A 15,159-nucleotide genomic window follows, 5' to 3' on the forward strand; every position below is an offset into this window, starting at 1 on the left:
CGGGCGGTCGGTCTTGTGGACGCAGGCCGTTTCCGACGGAAGGCACGGCCTGTCGCGGGCGCTGACCGCCAGGCGCCGGACAGACAAGACCCCGCCAGACGCAAAGCGGCCGGCCCGAGGGGGCCGGCCGGATGCAATGGAGGCGCCGGAGAGCCGGTGAACCGGCCCGGGGCGCGGTGCCCAGGCGGTCGGTGCCGGAGCCGTGTCCGATCGATCGGGCGTCTCCGCCCGCTCGGATCAGGTCCTAGCCGTCGGCGGCGAGATCCGCCTCGCTGCCTTCCGCGTCCGGCTCCGCCACGCCGACGATCCGTTCGGCGATCAGCCCGGCGTTCTGCCGGATCGCCGCCTCGATCGTCGCCGCGACGTCCGGATTGTCGCGCAGGAACTGCTTGGAGTTCTCGCGCCCCTGCCCGAGCCGCTGGCTGTCGTAGGAGAACCAGGCGCCGGACTTCTCGACGATGCCGCCCTTGACGCCCAGGTCGAGGAGCTCGCCGACCTTCGACACGCCCTCGCCGTACATGATGTCGAACTCGACCTCGCGGAAGGGCGGGGCGAGCTTGTTCTTCACCACCTTCACGCGGGTCTGGTTGCCGACCACCTCGTCGCGGTCCTTGATCGCGCCGATGCGGCGGATGTCGAGGCGGACCGAGGCGTAGAACTTGAGCGCGTTGCCGCCGGTGGTGGTTTCCGGCGAGCCGAACATGACGCCGATCTTCATCCGGATCTGGTTGATGAAGATGACCATGGTGTGGGAGCGCGAGATCGAGCCCGTGAGCTTGCGCAGCGCCTGGCTCATCAGCCGCGCCTGCAGGCCGGGCAGCTGGTCGCCCATCTCGCCCTCGAGCTCGGCGCGCGGCGTCAGCGCCGCCACCGAATCGATGACGAGGACGTCGATGGCGCCGGAGCGCACCAGCGTGTCGCAGATTTCCAGCGCCTGCTCGCCGGTGTCGGGCTGCGAGATCAGCAGGTCCTCGATCCCGACCCCGAGCTTGCGGGCATAGATCGGGTCGAGCGCGTGCTCGGCGTCGATGAACGCGCAGATGCCGCCCTTCTTCTGGGCTTCCGCCACCGTGTGCAGCGCCAGCGTCGTCTTGCCCGACGATTCCGGTCCGTAGATCTCGACGACCCGGCCGCGCGGCAATCCGCCGATGCCGAGCGCGATGTCGAGCCCCAGCGAGCCGGTCGGCACGGACTCCACTTCGACCACCTGGCCTGCGCCAAGCTTCATGATGGAGCCTTTGCCGAACGATCGCTCGATCTGGGAGACCGCCGCGTCCAGCGCCTTGCTTTTGTCCATGGAGGATCCCTCGACCAACTTCAGATTCGACTGCGCCATTCGTGGTCTCCTATGTCTCACGACGCCGGGTACGTTTCAAACAAGGTGAGTGTACTCGTTTTGTTCATGTTCGCAATATGTTCTTTTTTCACGGTTGAAGTTTCATCCTTTCGATGGCGTCCATCGGCCGGGTCAGCGCGGTACTTTCGCTCCGCCGGAAAGCCCGGAGAATCAATTCGATGGCGATTTGTCCTGCCCCTCCCGTAACATACTGCGAACCAAAAAGGGGCGGGCGCCGTTGACCACCGTCGCGGTCTCGGGTCCGCACGCCCTCAGCACGATCGGGACACGCATGCTTTCCAAGTGGCAATGGATCCTCCTGCAGATCACGAGAAAGCTGTGGGTTCGCGCCAGCCTGTTCGCGGTGCTCGCCGTCATCTCGGCGCTCGCGGCCACCGTCATCGGCCCGTTCATCCCCTACAAGCTGTCGGCGACCATCGGCGCGGACGCCGTCGACGACATCCTGAAGATCCTCGCCTCGAGCATGCTGGCGGTCACCACCTTCTCGCTGAGCGTGATGGTGACCCACTACTCGTCGGTGACCAGCAACGTGACGCCGCGCGCCACCCGGCTGCTGCTGCAGGACAGCACCGCCCAGAACGCGCTCGGGACCTTTATCGGCTCGTTCCTGTTCAGCCTCGTCGGGATCATCGCTCTGTCCACCGGAGCCTACGGCGATCGCGGCCGGGTGATCCTGTTCGCGGTCACCACCGTCGTCGTGCTGCTGATCGTGCTGACCATGCTGCGCTGGATCGACCATCTGTCGAGCATGGGGCGGATCGAGGAGCCGACCGAACGGGTGGAAGACGCCACGCGCTCCGCGCTGGCCGCCCGGGGCCGCAGCCCGACGCTGGGCGCCCGGCCGCTCGGCTCCGTTCCGCCCGATGCGGTGGCCATCTACCCGGACCGGGTCGGCTACGTGCAGCACCTGGCGATGGCGGGCCTGGCGGACATCGCCGAGGACCACGCCGTCGACATCTACATCAACGCGCCGCCCGGCCGCTTCGTCCATCCGCGCTTTCCGCTGGCGTGGGTGAACGGCAACGACATCGAGGAGGCCCGCCCGCTGATCGCCAGCTCGTTCTCCATCGACGACCTGCGCACCTACGACAGCGACCCCCGCTTCGGCCTGTCGGTGCTGGCCGAGATCGCCTCGCGGGCGCTCTCGCCCGGCATCAACGACCCGGGCACGGCGATCGACATCATCGGCCGTGGGGTGCGCGTTCTGGCCGAATGGCACGCAACCGCCGAGGCGGCCGAGGATGGCGAACAGCTCTATTCGCGGATCTGGCTCGCCCGCCTGGAGACCGACGACCTGTTCGAGGACATGTTCACGCCGATCGCCCGGGACGGCGCGGGCTTCGCCGAGGTGCAGATCCGGCTCCAGAAGGCCTTCACGGCGCTGGCGGAGATCGGCGGCCCCGAGTTCGCGGCCTGCGCGTACCGGCAGTCGGAAATGGCGCTGAAGCGCAGCGAGGCCGCGCTCCACCTGGAGGAGGAAAAGGAACGGGTGCGCGCCGTCGCGATGGCCGCAAAAACACCCGCGCCGGAGGCCGCTCGGCCATGAACCCGCCGCGATGGTGGCTGTAATCTCCGCCTCAGGCGGCCCCGTCCCCCCGCCGGCGCCGGCCTGACAGCCGGGCTTCCCGGGGTTCACGCGACGTGGATCTGCAGCTCGCCTTCATCCTCGCCCTCACCTTCGTCATCCACCTGGTCGGCACGCTGGCCTACGCGTTCCGCATCGCCGGCGTGCGCACCGGGCGGATCGCCACGGCGCTGTCGCTGTTCAACATCCTGGTGCTGGTCTCGCGCACGTCGAACTCGTTCCAGGGGCCGTTCATCGCCAAGCGGGTGGAGACCGACATCCTCGGCCTGGTGGCGCACCCGCTGCTGCTCGACTTCAGCCTGATCCTCGGGGCGGCGTCGCTCGCCACCATCGTCGGCGGGCTGATGATCCCCACCATGCAGCGCATCGCGGTGAGCGGCGTCGACCGCTTCGCCCGCGACCGCTCGGTGCCCGGACTGGTCGCCCGGGCGATGACGCCTTCCGGGTTCACTGTGCTGCGGCGGTCGCTGGCGCTGCCGCGGCTGGCGAACCTCCGGGGCCTCAGCCCCGGCCGCGACGTCTCGTGGTCGATCCTGGCGCTGAACGTGGTGGCGAACGCGCTGTGGACGGTGGGCGTGCTGGCGGCGATCTACGCCGGCTCGATCGATCCGGCCTTCCGCGTCACCGCCGCCACGCTGTCGTCGATCGTCAACGGAGTGGCGACGATCGCGCTGTTCGTGGTGATCGACCCGTACCTGGCCGGGCTCACCGACGACGTGGTGCGCGGCCGCGAGAGCGAGCCCCGGTTCCGGCGGGTGGTGGTGTGGATGGTGGCGAGCCGCCTGCTCGGCACGCTGCTGGCGCAGGCGCTGCTGGTGCCGAGCGCCCACCTGATCGCCTGGGTGGCGCGGCTGCTCTGACGCGGGACTGAGGGGTCGGCACGGGGTCGGCGAGACGCACGGAAGCCGCCCCGCACGCGCGATGCGGGACGGCTTCTGGATGGCGTCGTGGCGTCGGGCCGTTTCCGGTCGACCGGGTGAGACCACCCGGTCGTGAAGGCCCTAGCGGTAGACGGAGATGGCGCGGCCGCCGACGGTGGCGCCGTTGAAGTTGTCGGCCTGGGTGGCCAGCAGCGTCGCGACGTTGCCGCCCTCGCTGTTCTTCAGGACGATCTGCTTGCCCGACAGCTCCCAGGCGGAGACCTTGGAGAGCTCCTCGCCCTGACAGCCGCGGGTCGAGGCGCGGTAGCCGCCGGTCCACGTGGTCAGCGTCATGAACAGCTGGCAGGTCTCGCCGCCGGAGGTGACGCCCCAGCCGCCGAGAAGATCGGTGCGCTGGAGGTCGAGCGCGGCGGTCTGGTCGGGAAGCGCGGCGACCTGGGTCTCGGTGGTCACCTGCTCCTCCTCGACGACCGGCTGCTCGACCGGCGGCGGGGTCGGCTCGATCGGACGCAGCTGCCCGGAACTCACCGGCTGGCTGGGCGTCGCGGGAAGCGGGGTCGCATAGCGCGTCGAGGTGCTCGTGCAGCCGGCCAGGGCGACCGCGGTGGCCACCAGGGCGAAGGTCCATGTCTTGAAGGGCATGTCGTCAGACTTCCTATTCCGCTTCCTCGATCGGGATACAGATCCAACAACGTGTTTGGTCGCAGAAAGTTTATGCAACCTTGACGTCTGCCGGCAGTTTTTCCGCTTTTTTTTTCGCGCGGCCAGTCTAAGCGGGCCTGCACGGCCCCTTGATGACCCCGGGATATGGCTTGAATCAGGCCGATCGCGCCGTCTTTGCATTTGACGCCGCGCCCGCGCTTTCGCAATGCCCGCCGGACATACCGCGCTGGCCGCCTCGGTCGGGACGGTCCCGCCGGAGCATGGCCGCGGCGCCGTCGGAAAGCGGACATCCCCACGCCATACTGTGCAGTGCACAATAAGCATGGCTGGGTCCCGGCGCGCCGTCTTGCCCGGCCAGCATGCCACACCTATTCAGGGTGTACGCGAAGAATCGACTGGGATGGAAGCCTGAGCGCGGGTTGTCTTCGGATTGCAGGAGCAACCAATGCCGCACCGCAACATGAACTCACCGAGCCGCACCGGCCAGTACCGGCGGTTGCGGAGAAGCGACGAAGAAGGCTTCCGCCTGCATCTTCTGCGCCTCGACCCCGTCACCCGGCGCGGCCGCTTCGGCCTGGCCGTGTCCGAGCATTTCCTCGAGGCCTACGCCGCGCGCACCATGGCGAGCGATGCGGTGCTGTACGGCTATTTCGAGGACGACGTCCTGCGCGGCGTGTCCGAGCTGCATCCGCTGGGCGCGATGGACATTTCCACCGCCGAAGCCGCCTTTTCGGTCGAGAGCGACTGGCAGGGCCAGGGAATCGGCTCCGCGCTGATGGAGCGGATCCTGTCGGCCGCCTGCGCGCGCGGCATCCGCCGGGTGATCGTGACCTGCCAGGCCTCCAACCGCACCATGCGCCGGCTGGCGGCGGGCTTTGCCGCCGACCTGGAGATCATCGGCGACGAGGTCGTGGGGCACGTGGCGCCCCCGCGCCGGACGGTGTTCACCTACGCCCGCGAGGCGATCGAGGAGAGCTCCAGCGTCGCCAACGTCATGTTCGACGTGGGACGGCTGATGACCACCCGCGGCTGAGCGGCTCAACACTCAGCGTCCGATCGGACCGGGCGCTAGAGCATCGACGGCAGGATGCGGTCGGGCGGGCGATGCCCGTCCATGAAGGTGCGGATGTTGATGATCACCTTCTCGCCCATGTCGATGCGGCCCTCGATGGTGGCCGAGCCCATGTGCGGCAGCAGCACCACCTTGCCCGAGCGCGTCAGCGCCATCAGCTTGGGATTGACGGCCGGCTCGTGCTCGAACACGTCCAGCCCGGCGCCGGCGACCTCGCCGTTTTCCAGGAGCCGGATCAGCGCCGCCTCGTCCACCACCTCGCCGCGCGCCGTGTTGACGATGTAGGCCTCCGGCCGCATCAGCTTCAGCCGGCGCGCCGACAGAAGGTGGAAGGTGGCCGGCGTGCGCGGGCAATGCACCGACACCACGTCCATCCGCGCCAGCATCTGGTCGAGGCTGTCCCAGTAGGTCGCCTCCAGGCTCTCCTCCAGCTCGGGCGAGACGCGGCGGCGGTTGTGGTAGTGGATCGACATGCCGAACGCCTTGGCGCGGCGGGCGACCGCGGTGCCGATGCGCCCCATGCCGACGATGCCGAGGCGCTTGCCCCAGATGCGCCGTCCGAGCATCCAGGTGGGCGACCAGCCGCCCCATGCGTCGGCCTCGATGGCCCGGATGCCGTCGATCAGGCGGCGCGGCACGGCCAGCATCAGCGCCATGGTCATGTCGGCGGTGTCCTCGGTGAGGACGCCCGGCGTGTTGGTGACGGTGATGGAGCGGTTGGTCGCGGTGTCGACGTCGATGTTGTCCACACCGTTGCCGAAATTCGCGATCAGACGAAGGTTGGGACCGGCCTGGGACAGGACTGCGGCATCGATGCGATCGGTGATCGTCGGAACCAGCACGTCGGCGACCTTCGCCGCCTCGACCAGTTCGGCCTGGGTCATCGGCTTGTCGTCGAGATTGAGTCGCGTCTCGAAGAGCTCGCGCATGCGGGTCTCAACGGCATCCGGCAATTTCCGGGTGACCACCACCAGAGGCTTTTTCTTTGCCATTGCGCGCCACTCGCCAGAGCTGTTGAAGCTTCCTTTACCCTATACCGGCAAGCGTCCATCTGATCAGACGGCCACCCCCCGGCACAAGGTCAGAACGTCTAGCAGACCGCGCCTGAAACTCAACTCGGCACTGCACCACCGCCCCTCGGTTGCGCGCGGGCAGGCCGAACGAGGGCGTCAGCCTGGGGACAGCCGCGCCATCCGACGCGAGGAAACCACCCCGTGACCACCCGTTCCGAGAGTCCCGATGTCATCGCCGCCGGGGATCGGTTAGGGTCCCCAGATCCATCCATGAGCCAGGCAGTGCCCGTTTTGACCACAGCACTCACGCGCCGGCGCTGGCTCGCCGGCCTGTTCTTCGCCGCAGGCGTCCTCGCCTGCCTGCCCGCCCCCGCCATCGCCCAGACGCCCGGCGCCGTCCAGAAGGGCCCGAGCGGGCTGCCGCTGCCGCGCTTCGTGAGCCTGAAGTCCGCCGAGGTGAACGTGCGCGCCGGACCGGGCACCGACTATGCCGTGAAATGGACCTTCAAGCGCACCGGCTGGCCCGTGGAGGTCGTCCAGGAATTCGACAACTGGCGTCGCATCCGCGATTCGGACGGCGCGGAGGGCTGGGTCTATCACAGCCTGCTGTCGTCGCGCCGCACCGCGCTGGTGGCCCCCTGGCGCACCGATCCGGTGCCCATCTACGTGGCCGCCGACGACAACGGACGCGTCGCGGCCCTGCTGGAGCCGAAGGTGCTGGGCGACGTGAAGAGCTGCGACGGAGCCTGGTGCGAGGTGTCCGGCTCCAACTGGCACGGCTTCATTTCCCAGAAGACGCTGTTCGGCGTCTACCCGAACGAGACGTTCGACTGAGGCCCGCCGGGCCCCCAAACGCAAATCGGCGCCCCGAGGGGCGCCGATGCGAAGTCGATTCGGTCCCCGAAGGGATCCGGCGGAGCGGTCACCGCCCGCGCCGGAAGCATCCTAGCTGCGCTGGATCGGCCGGATGCGGACGACCACGTCGACGCGGACGATCTCCATGCCTTCCGGCGGGGTCGGCACGTCGTCGATCGACAGGCCGCTGCCCGGAATGTCGACGACCGTGTTGTCCAGCTCGTTGAAGAAGTGGTGATGGTCGGTGACGTTGGTGTCGAAATAGGTCTTGGTGCCGTCCACCGCGACTTCACGCAGGAAGCCGGCCTGGGTGAACTGGTGCAGGGTGTTGTAGACGGTCGCCAGCGAGACCGGCACGCGGGCGGAGATCGCCTCCTCGTGCAGCTGCTCGGCGGAGATGTGGCGATTGCCGTGCCGATACAGGATATCGGCGAGCGCGACGCGTTGGCGGGTCGGACGGAGCCCTGCTTCACGCAGCATCGCTTTGATGTCCCGCGCCGTCGCGGCCGCATGAAGGTGGTCGTGATGCGAGCGGGCAACCTGCATCGCTGTCTCCTTGTCTCCGACAGTGGTCATGACGCGTACATAGCGTCGAGCTGGGCCAAAACAAAGCCGTGCCTGTTCCGGCGGATTTCCACAACAGGGAATATCGTTGCGTATGTAACCGTATTAAAAGCCGATCACAATAGTCTAAATTAGCAGTGCGCCCCGCCCGCCGCAACATTCGGCCGACGGCCGGGCCATGATGTCGCAGCTTCGGACGGGAAGCGGTGCCCACAACGGTGGCTTTGCGACCCGGATCGCCTGTGTTAGGAAACCGCCCGTCGCGTGTTCCTCGCGATTGTTCACAGAACATGGGCCGGGGAACGCGACGACGGGAGCCTGGGGCATGGCAGCGCACCGCCGGTGCGCCCACCATCTGCCCGGGCCAAAGGGACATAGGGAAACGATACCGGCATGACCACTGAAGAACGCCGCTCCAGTTACGAGTACGAGGATCTCCTGGCGTGCGGTCGCGGTGAGCTGTTCGGTCCTGGAAACGCCCAGCTTCCGCTTCCGCCCATGCTGATGTTCGATCGCATCTCGTCGATTGCCGAGGATGGCGGCGCGCACGGCAAGGGCCACATCACCGCCGAACTCGAAATCCGGCCCGACCTCTGGTTCTTCGCCTGCCACTTCAAGGGCGACCCGGTCATGCCCGGCTGCCTGGGCCTCGATGCCCTGTGGCAGATGCTGGGCTTCCACCTTGGCTGGCTCGGGGCGCCGGGCCGCGGACGGGCCCTGTCGACGAACGAAGTCAAGTTCACCGGCATGGTGCTGCCGACCGTCAAGAAGCTCGAGTACGGCGTCGACGTGAAGCGCATCATGCGCTCCCGGCTGACGCTCGGCATCGGCGACGGCTGGGTGAAGGCGGACGGAGAACAGATCTTCAGCGCCCAGGGCCTTCGGGTCGGCCTGTTCGTGGACGAAGCGCCGGCCGCAGCCTGACCGGCGAGCCGCTCGCGCTGCCGAGACGGCATGACCGGTCCGGAATGCGGCCTTGTGGCCGCGGACCGGCCGCTCCAGCTTAAGGGAATTGGTCACGATCCCGGGCGATGGGTGCCGTCACCCATCTTGGTCGTGCACCGGAGGCATTTGGACTCGCCGGGAGGTCCAGGAAATGATCAGCTTCGATGTGAAGGAGCGCCGGGCAGGCACGGTCGCCCGCCCCGGCCGCTTCGGCGCCGGCGAACACCTACGGAGGCCTGAATGAGACGTGTCGTCGTCACCGGCATGGGGATCGTGTCGTCGATCGGCAACAACACCGATGAGGTTCTGGCCTCGCTGCGCGACGCCAGGCCAGGCGTGGTGCGGGCCGAGAAATATGCCGAACTCGGGTTCCGCTCGCAGGTCCAGGGCGCGCCGACGCTGAACGCGGAGGAGGTCGTCGACCGCCGGGCGATGCGCTTCCACGGCGGCGGTACCGCCTGGAACCATGTCGCCATGGACCAGGCCATCGCCGACGCCGGGCTGGAGGAGAACGAGATCTCCAACATCCGCACCGGCATCATCATGGGCTCCGGCGGACCGTCGACCCGCACGATCGTCGAAGCCGCCGACATCACCCGCGACAAGGGCCCGCGCCGCGTGGGACCGTTCGCGGTGCCGAAGGCGATGTCGTCGACCGCGTCGGCGACGCTGGCCACCTGGTTCAAGATCAAGGGCCTCAACCACTCGATCTCCGCCGCCTGCGCGACCACCAACATCTGCATCGGCTCGTCCTACGAGCAGATCCAGATGGGCAAGCAGGACATCATGTTCGCCGGCGGCTGCGAGGAGCTGGACTGGACGCTGTCGGTGCTGTTCGACGCCATGGGCGCCATGTCGAGCAAGTACAACGACACGCCGGCCAAGGCCTCTCGCGCCTATGACGCCAACCGCGACGGCTTCGTCATCTCCGGCGGCGCGGGCGTGCTGGTGCTCGAGGAGCTGGAACACGCCAAGGCGCGCGGCGCGACCATCCACGCCGAGCTCGTCGGCTATGCCCACACCTCCGACGGCATGGACATGGTGGCACCGTCGGGCGAAGGCGGCGCCCGTTGCATGCGCATGGCCGTCGACCAGGCCGGCTGCCCGATCGACTACATCAACCCGCACGCCACCTCGACGCCGATCGGCGACCTGCGCGAGATCGAGGCGATCCAGACCGTGTTCGGGGACAACATTCCGCCCATTTCGGCGACCAAGTCCCTGACCGGCCACTCGCAGGGCGCCGCCGGCGTCCACGAGGCGATCTACTCGCTCCTTATGATGAAGCACGGCTTCATCTGCGAATCGGCCAACATCGAGACGCTCGACCCGGCGTTCGCGAACGTGCCGATCGTGCGGGAGCGCCAGGACAACGTCGATCTGGAATGCGTCATGTCGAACGCTTTCGGGTTCGGCGGGACCAATGCATCCATCGTGTTGAAGCGTTACGACGGGTAGTCGGCGACGGGCCCTTGCCCGGCGTCCCTTAGACATCGGAACGGCAAGAGCGGAACGGTCCGTTCTGCTCCAGGAGGTTGATCGAATGGCGGGAGTGATGGCGGGCAAGCGCGGCCTCGTGATGGGCGTCGCGAACAACCATTCGATCGCTTGGGGCATTGCCAAGCGCCTCGCCGACGAGGGCGCCGAAGTTGGCTTCACGTATCAGGGCGACCAGTTCGGCCGCCGCGTGAAGCCGCTGGCCGATTCCGTCAACTCGCCGTTTGTGGTGCCGTGCGACGTGGAGGACACCGCCTCCGTCGACGCCGTGTTCGACACGGTGCGCGAGACGTGGGGCTCGATGGACTTCCTCGTCCACGCGATCGCCCATTCCGACCGCAACGAGTTGAAGGGCCGCTACTGCGACACCAGCCGCGAGAACTTCGTGCGCACCATGGTGATCTCCTGCTTCTCGTTCACCGAAGCCGCCAAGCGCGCCGCCGCGCTGATGACCGACGGCGGCTCCATCGTGACGCTCACCTACGGCGGCGCCAGCCGCGTGATGCCGAACTACAACGTCATGGGCGTCGCCAAGGCGGCGCTGGAATCCTCGGTGCGCTACCTGGCCTCCGACCTGGGCAGCCAGAACGTCCGCGTCAACGCGATCTCCGCCGGTCCGGTGCGCACGCTCGCCGGCGCCGGCGTGACCGACGCGCGGCTCATGTTCAACTACCAGCGCAAGCACGCGCCGCTGCGCCGCACGGTGACCATCGACGAGATCGGCGGGACCGGGCTCTACCTGCTCTCCGACATGTCGAGCGGCGTGACCGGCGAGATCCACTTCGTCGATTCCGGCTACAACATCATCTCCATGCCGCAGCTCGACGAGCTCAAGGCCGAAGAGCGTCGCGAGCTGGTCGAGGAAGAGATGGAGGCGGCGGGGCGGCCGATCGAGCCGACCCGCGCGAGCGGATGAGCCCGTCCGGCCGCGCGGACGGTGCGGCTGACCGCCTGCTGATCAAGATCTGCGGACTGACGGACGCGGCCGCCGTGGACGCCGCGCTCGACGCCGGCGCCGACATGATCGGGCTGGTGTTCTTTCCGCCGAGCCCGCGGCACCTGTCGCTGGAGGATGGCGCCGCGCTGGCCGCGCGCGCCCGGGGCCGGGCCGGGATCGTCGCGCTGACCGTCGACGCCGACGACCGGGCGCTTTCGGACATCGCGCGCACCGTGGCGCCGACCATGCTGCAGTTGCACGGGTCGGAGAGCCCGGAGCGCGTCCGCGCGGCGCGCGGCGCCCACGGGCTCCCGGTGATGAAGGCGATCGGCATCGCGACGGCGGCCGACCTTGCCCGCCTCGACCTCTACCGCGACGCCGCCGACCACCTGCTGCTGGACGCCAAGCCGCCGAAGGACGCGACCCGGCCCGGCGGCAACGGCGCCGCCTTCGACTGGTCGCTGCTCGCCACGCTTGACCCCCATTTGCGGTTCATGCTTTCCGGAGGGCTGGATCCCGACAGCGTCGCGGACGCGGTGGCGCGGGTGCGCCCGGCCGCGGTCGACGTCTCGTCGGGCGTCGAGGCCGCCCCGGGCCGCAAGGATCCGGCGCGGATCGCCGCCTTCGTCGCGGCGGCGCGCCGGGCCGAGCAGACCACCGCCGGCGCGGCGCCGCGTCGCGAAACCGCCTGAAGCCTCGTCCCGTCCGACCTGTCCCGAAACCCGAGCGAGCCGAACCGTCGTGACCCACCAGCCGAACACCTTCCGATCCGGACCCGACGCCTCCGGCCATTTCGGCGTCTTCGGCGGCCGGTTCGTCGCCGAGACGCTGATGCCGCTGATCCTGGAGCTGGAGGCCGCCTACCGCGCCGCCCAGGCCGACCCGGCCTTCCAGGCCGAGCTCGACGGGCTGCACGCCACCTACACCGGCCGCCCCTCGCCGCTCTATTTCGCCCAGCGGCTGACCGAGGAGCTCGGCGGCGCCAAGGTCTACTTCAAGCGCGACGAGCTGAACCACACCGGCTCCCACAAGATCAACAACTGCCTCGGCCAGATCCTGCTCGCCCGCCGCATGGGCAAGACCCGCATCATCGCCGAGACCGGCGCCGGCCAGCACGGGGTGGCCACCGCCACCGTCTGCGCGCGCTTCGGCCTGCCCTGCGTGGTCTACATGGGCGCCACCGACGTGGAGCGGCAGAAGCCCAACGTGTTCCGCATGAAGCTGCTCGGCGCCGAGGTGATCCCGGTGACCTCGGGCGCCGGTACGCTGAAGGACGCCATGAACGAGGCGCTGCGCGACTGGGTGTCCAATGTCGACTCGACCTACTACCTGATCGGCACCGCCGCCGGGCCGCACCCCTACCCCGAGCTCGTGCGCGACTTCCAGTCGGTGATCGGCCGGGAGGCGCGGGCGCAGATCCTGGAGGCCGAGGGACGGCTGCCCGACCAGCTCGTCGCCTGCGTCGGCGGCGGCTCCAACGCCATCGGCCTGTTCCATCCCTTCCTCGACGACCCCGACGTGGCGATCACCGGGGTCGAGGCGGGCGGCGACGGGCTCGACGGCGACCGCCACTGCGCGTCGCTGACCGCCGGGCGGCCGGGCGTGCTGCACGGCAACCGCACCTATCTGCTGCAGGACGCCGACGGCCAGATCCTCGAGGGCCACTCAATCTCCGCCGGCCTCGACTATCCGGGCATCGGGCCGGAGCACTCGTGGCTGAAGGAGACTGGCCGCGTCTCCTACGTGCCGATCGGCGACCAGGAGGCGCTGGAGGCGTTCGCGCTGTGTGCGCGCACCGAGGGCATCCTGCCGGCGCTGGAACCCGCCCACGCGCTCGCCCAGGTCGCCAGGATGGCGCCGGGCATGGACAAGGACCGGATCATCGTGATGAACCTGTGCGGCCGCGGCGACAAGGACGTCCACACCATCGCCAAGACCATGGGATGGGACCTGTGACCGTCGCCCGCCTCGACACCCGCTTCGCGAAGCTGAAGGCCGAGGGCCGCGCCGGCCTGGTCACCTTCCTCACCGCCGGCGACCCCGACCAGGCCGCCAGCCAGGCGATGCTCGACGGGCTGCCGGCCGCCGGCGCCGACGTGATCGAGCTCGGCATGCCGTTCACCGACCCGATGGCCGACGGACCGGCGATCCAGGCCGCCTCGCTGCGCGCCCTGAAGGCCGGCCAGACCGTGCCGAAGACCCTCGACATGGTGCGCGCCTTCCGCGCGACCGACGACGAGACGCCGATCGTGCTGATGGGCTATTTCAACCCGATCCACTCCTACGGCCGCGACCGCTTCCTTGCCGACGCGATCGAGGCGGGCGTCGACGGGCTGATCATCGTCGACCTGCCGCCTGAAGAGGACGCCGAGCTGTGCCTGCCGGCGCTGAAGGCGGGACTGGCGTTCATCCGCCTGGCGACCCCGACCACCGACGAGGCCCGCCTGCCGGTGGTGCTCGCCAACACCTCCGGCTTCGTCTACTACGTGTCCATCGCGGGCATCACCGGCACCGCGGCGCCCGATCCGGCGCGCGTGTCGGCGGCCGTCCAGCGGATCAACGGGCACACCCCCCTTCCCGTGGCGGTCGGCTTTGGAGTAAGGACGCCCGAACAGGCGCGCGAGATCGCAGCCGCGGCCGACGCCGTCGTCGTCGGCTCGGCGCTGGTCGGCGCCGTCGCAAATTCGCTCGATGACGGCGGTAAGGCAACGGCGGCGACCGTGCCCGCCGTGCTTGATATGGTGCGCAGCCTTTCCGCTGGGATCCGCACCGCGCGCACCGGCGCAGCCGCCTGAGAGCGCGTCCACGCATGACCGAGGGGTTTCACCCGTGAACTGGATCAACAGCGTCATCCGGCCGAAGATCAGCTCCTTCCTGAACAAGCGGGAGGTGCCTGAAAAGCTCTGGATCAAGTGTCCCGAGACCGGCGAGATGGTGTTCCACCGCGATCTCGAGGCCAACCAGTACGTGGTGCCGAACTCCGGCGTGCACATGCGCATTCCGGTCGCCCGGCGCCTCGAGCTGCTCTTCGACGGCAGCGCCTACGAGACCATCGCGACCCCGTCGGTCGTCGCCGACCCGCTGAAGTTCCGCGACGAGCGCCGCTACTCCGACCGGCTGAAGGACGCCCGCGCCAAGACCGGCCGCGAGGACGCGGTGATGGTCACCCGCGGCCGCATCGAGACGCTGGACACCGTCGTCACGGTGCAGGACTTCAACTTCATGGGCGGCTCGCTCGGCATGGCCGCCGGCGAGGCACTGATCACCGGCCTCGACCTCGCCCGCCACGAGCACCTGCCGTTCGTGCTGTTCGCCGCCTCCGGCGGCGCGCGCATGCAGGAGGGCATCCTGTCGCTCATGCAGATGCCGCGCACGACCGCGGCCGTGATGGCGCTGAAGGAAGCGGGCCTGCCCTACATCGTCGTGCTGACCAACCCGACCACCGGCGGCGTCACCGCGTCCTACGCGATGCTGGGCGACATCCACATCGCCGAGCCGGGCGCGCTGATCGGCTTCGCCGGCCCGCGCGTCATCGCCCAGACCATCCGCGAGAAGCTGCCCGAGGGCTTCCAGCGCGCCGAGTACCTGCTGGAGCACGGGATGGTCGACATGGTCGTCCACCGGCACGAGATGCGCGCCACGCTCGCGCGCACCCTGCGGCTGCTGACGCACCAGCCGGACCCCGCCTCGCTGCCGGTGCCGCTGGCCGAAGCCTCGCTCGCGGCGGCCAAGGGCGATCGCCCCGCCGTCGCGGCGGACGGCGTCCCCGCAGACCAGACAGCCTAAGCCG

Annotated in this window: 15 protein-coding genes; 11 read left to right on the forward strand and 4 right to left on the reverse strand. The window is 68.9% G+C overall.

The window, feature by feature from the left end; translation table 11 throughout:
* Positions 1–244: 244 nt before the first annotated feature.
* Positions 245–1,336, reverse strand: a complete 1,092-nt coding sequence (recA, locus tag AB7M35_RS09255) for a recombinase RecA (protein WP_453959086.1) — start codon at positions 1,334–1,336, stop codon at positions 245–247.
* Between the two features lie 292 nt (positions 1,337–1,628).
* Here recA and AB7M35_RS09260 point away from each other — a divergent pair, with 292 nt between their 5' ends.
* Together AB7M35_RS09260 and AB7M35_RS09265 are read left to right on the forward strand one after the other, a co-directional pair.
* A complete protein-coding gene (locus tag AB7M35_RS09260; protein WP_453959088.1) occupies positions 1,629–2,903 on the forward strand; it encodes a DUF2254 domain-containing protein in 1,275 nt (424 codons plus the stop codon).
* A 95-nt stretch (positions 2,904–2,998) separates the two neighbouring features.
* Entirely contained in the window at positions 2,999–3,802 is an 804-nt protein-coding gene (locus AB7M35_RS09265; protein WP_453959090.1) for a lipid II flippase Amj family protein, read from the forward strand.
* A 141-nt stretch (positions 3,803–3,943) separates the two neighbouring features.
* On the opposite strand, the gene AB7M35_RS09270 is transcribed toward AB7M35_RS09265, so the two are convergent.
* Positions 3,944–4,465, reverse strand: coding sequence for an AprI/Inh family metalloprotease inhibitor (locus tag AB7M35_RS09270; RefSeq protein ID WP_453959092.1), 522 nt, complete (start codon positions 4,463–4,465; stop codon positions 3,944–3,946).
* Between the two features lie 466 nt (positions 4,466–4,931).
* On the opposite strand from AB7M35_RS09270, the gene AB7M35_RS09275 reads away from it, so the two are divergent.
* On the forward strand, positions 4,932–5,519 hold the full coding sequence (locus AB7M35_RS09275; protein ID WP_453959094.1) for an N-acetyltransferase family protein: 588 nt from the start codon (positions 4,932–4,934) through the stop codon (positions 5,517–5,519).
* A 35-nt stretch (positions 5,520–5,554) separates the two neighbouring features.
* Here AB7M35_RS09275 and AB7M35_RS09280 read toward each other — a convergent pair whose 3' ends face one another.
* The gene (locus AB7M35_RS09280; RefSeq protein WP_453959096.1) at positions 5,555–6,550 is read right to left on the reverse strand and encodes a 2-hydroxyacid dehydrogenase; all 996 of its coding nucleotides are present in this window, start codon (positions 6,548–6,550) and stop codon (positions 5,555–5,557) included.
* A gap of 303 nt (positions 6,551–6,853) precedes the next feature.
* Here AB7M35_RS09280 and AB7M35_RS09285 point away from each other — a divergent pair, with 303 nt between their 5' ends.
* On the forward strand, positions 6,854–7,405 hold the full coding sequence (locus AB7M35_RS09285) for an SH3 domain-containing protein (protein WP_453960683.1): 552 nt from the start codon (positions 6,854–6,856) through the stop codon (positions 7,403–7,405).
* 111 nt (positions 7,406–7,516) lie between these two features.
* Here AB7M35_RS09285 and irrA read toward each other — a convergent pair whose 3' ends face one another.
* Positions 7,517–7,972 carry an iron response transcriptional regulator IrrA gene (gene irrA, locus AB7M35_RS09290; protein WP_453959098.1) on the reverse strand — a complete coding sequence of 152 codons (456 nt, stop codon included), beginning with the start codon at positions 7,970–7,972 and terminating at the stop codon, positions 7,517–7,519.
* A 411-nt stretch (positions 7,973–8,383) separates the two neighbouring features.
* Here irrA and fabA point away from each other — a divergent pair, with 411 nt between their 5' ends.
* From fabA to accD, 7 genes are all read left to right on the forward strand, one after another.
* Positions 8,384–8,914: a 3-hydroxyacyl-[acyl-carrier-protein] dehydratase FabA gene (gene fabA / locus AB7M35_RS09295; protein ID WP_453959100.1), complete on the forward strand. Its 531-nt coding sequence runs from the start codon at positions 8,384–8,386 to the stop codon at positions 8,912–8,914.
* A gap of 261 nt (positions 8,915–9,175) precedes the next feature.
* Entirely contained in the window at positions 9,176–10,393 is a 1,218-nt protein-coding gene (gene fabB / locus AB7M35_RS09300) for a beta-ketoacyl-ACP synthase I (RefSeq protein ID WP_453959102.1), read from the forward strand.
* A gap of 85 nt (positions 10,394–10,478) precedes the next feature.
* Positions 10,479–11,348: an enoyl-ACP reductase FabI gene (gene fabI, locus AB7M35_RS09305; RefSeq protein ID WP_453959103.1), complete on the forward strand. Its 870-nt coding sequence runs from the start codon at positions 10,479–10,481 to the stop codon at positions 11,346–11,348.
* Positions 11,345–12,061: a phosphoribosylanthranilate isomerase gene (locus tag AB7M35_RS09310; protein ID WP_453959104.1), complete on the forward strand. Its 717-nt coding sequence runs from the start codon at positions 11,345–11,347 to the stop codon at positions 12,059–12,061. The genes fabI and AB7M35_RS09310 overlap by 4 nt, the downstream gene beginning before the upstream one ends.
* A gap of 49 nt (positions 12,062–12,110) precedes the next feature.
* Positions 12,111–13,325 (forward strand): tryptophan synthase subunit beta, encoded by a 1,215-nt coding sequence (trpB, locus tag AB7M35_RS09315; protein WP_453959106.1) that lies wholly within the window; start codon positions 12,111–12,113, stop codon positions 13,323–13,325.
* Complete coding sequence (gene trpA / locus AB7M35_RS09320; protein ID WP_453959108.1) at positions 13,313–14,164, forward strand: tryptophan synthase subunit alpha; 852 nt, start codon at positions 13,313–13,315, stop codon at positions 14,162–14,164. The genes trpB and trpA overlap by 13 nt, the downstream gene beginning before the upstream one ends.
* Before the next feature lie 34 nt (positions 14,165–14,198).
* Positions 14,199–15,155 carry an acetyl-CoA carboxylase, carboxyltransferase subunit beta gene (accD, locus tag AB7M35_RS09325; protein ID WP_453959109.1) on the forward strand — a complete coding sequence of 319 codons (957 nt, stop codon included), beginning with the start codon at positions 14,199–14,201 and terminating at the stop codon, positions 15,153–15,155.
* The last annotated feature ends 4 nt before the right edge of the window (positions 15,156–15,159 follow it).

The sequence above is a fragment of the Amorphus suaedae genome (genome assembly GCF_053629675.1).

Excerpts from the sequence above, each read along its gene's own strand:
- AB7M35_RS09310 (WP_453959104.1), top strand. The coding sequence starts at position 11,345 with ATGAGCCCGTCCGGCCGCGCGGACGGTGCGGCTGACCGCCTGCTGATC.
- recA (WP_453959086.1), bottom strand. The coding sequence starts at position 1,336 with ATGGCGCAGTCGAATCTGAAGTTGGTCGAGGGATCCTCCATGGACAAA.
- irrA (WP_453959098.1), bottom strand. The coding sequence starts at position 7,972 with ATGCAGGTTGCCCGCTCGCATCACGACCACCTTCATGCGGCCGCGACG.
- fabI (WP_453959103.1), top strand. The coding sequence starts at position 10,479 with ATGGCGGGAGTGATGGCGGGCAAGCGCGGCCTCGTGATGGGCGTCGCG.
- fabA (WP_453959100.1), top strand. The coding sequence starts at position 8,384 with ATGACCACTGAAGAACGCCGCTCCAGTTACGAGTACGAGGATCTCCTG.
- AB7M35_RS09260 (WP_453959088.1), top strand. The coding sequence starts at position 1,629 with ATGCTTTCCAAGTGGCAATGGATCCTCCTGCAGATCACGAGAAAGCTG.
- AB7M35_RS09275 (WP_453959094.1), top strand. The coding sequence starts at position 4,932 with ATGCCGCACCGCAACATGAACTCACCGAGCCGCACCGGCCAGTACCGG.
- AB7M35_RS09280 (WP_453959096.1), bottom strand. The coding sequence starts at position 6,550 with ATGGCAAAGAAAAAGCCTCTGGTGGTGGTCACCCGGAAATTGCCGGAT.
- trpA (WP_453959108.1), top strand. The coding sequence starts at position 13,313 with ATGGGACCTGTGACCGTCGCCCGCCTCGACACCCGCTTCGCGAAGCTG.
- AB7M35_RS09270 (WP_453959092.1), bottom strand. The coding sequence starts at position 4,465 with ATGCCCTTCAAGACATGGACCTTCGCCCTGGTGGCCACCGCGGTCGCC.
- fabB (WP_453959102.1), top strand. The coding sequence starts at position 9,176 with ATGAGACGTGTCGTCGTCACCGGCATGGGGATCGTGTCGTCGATCGGC.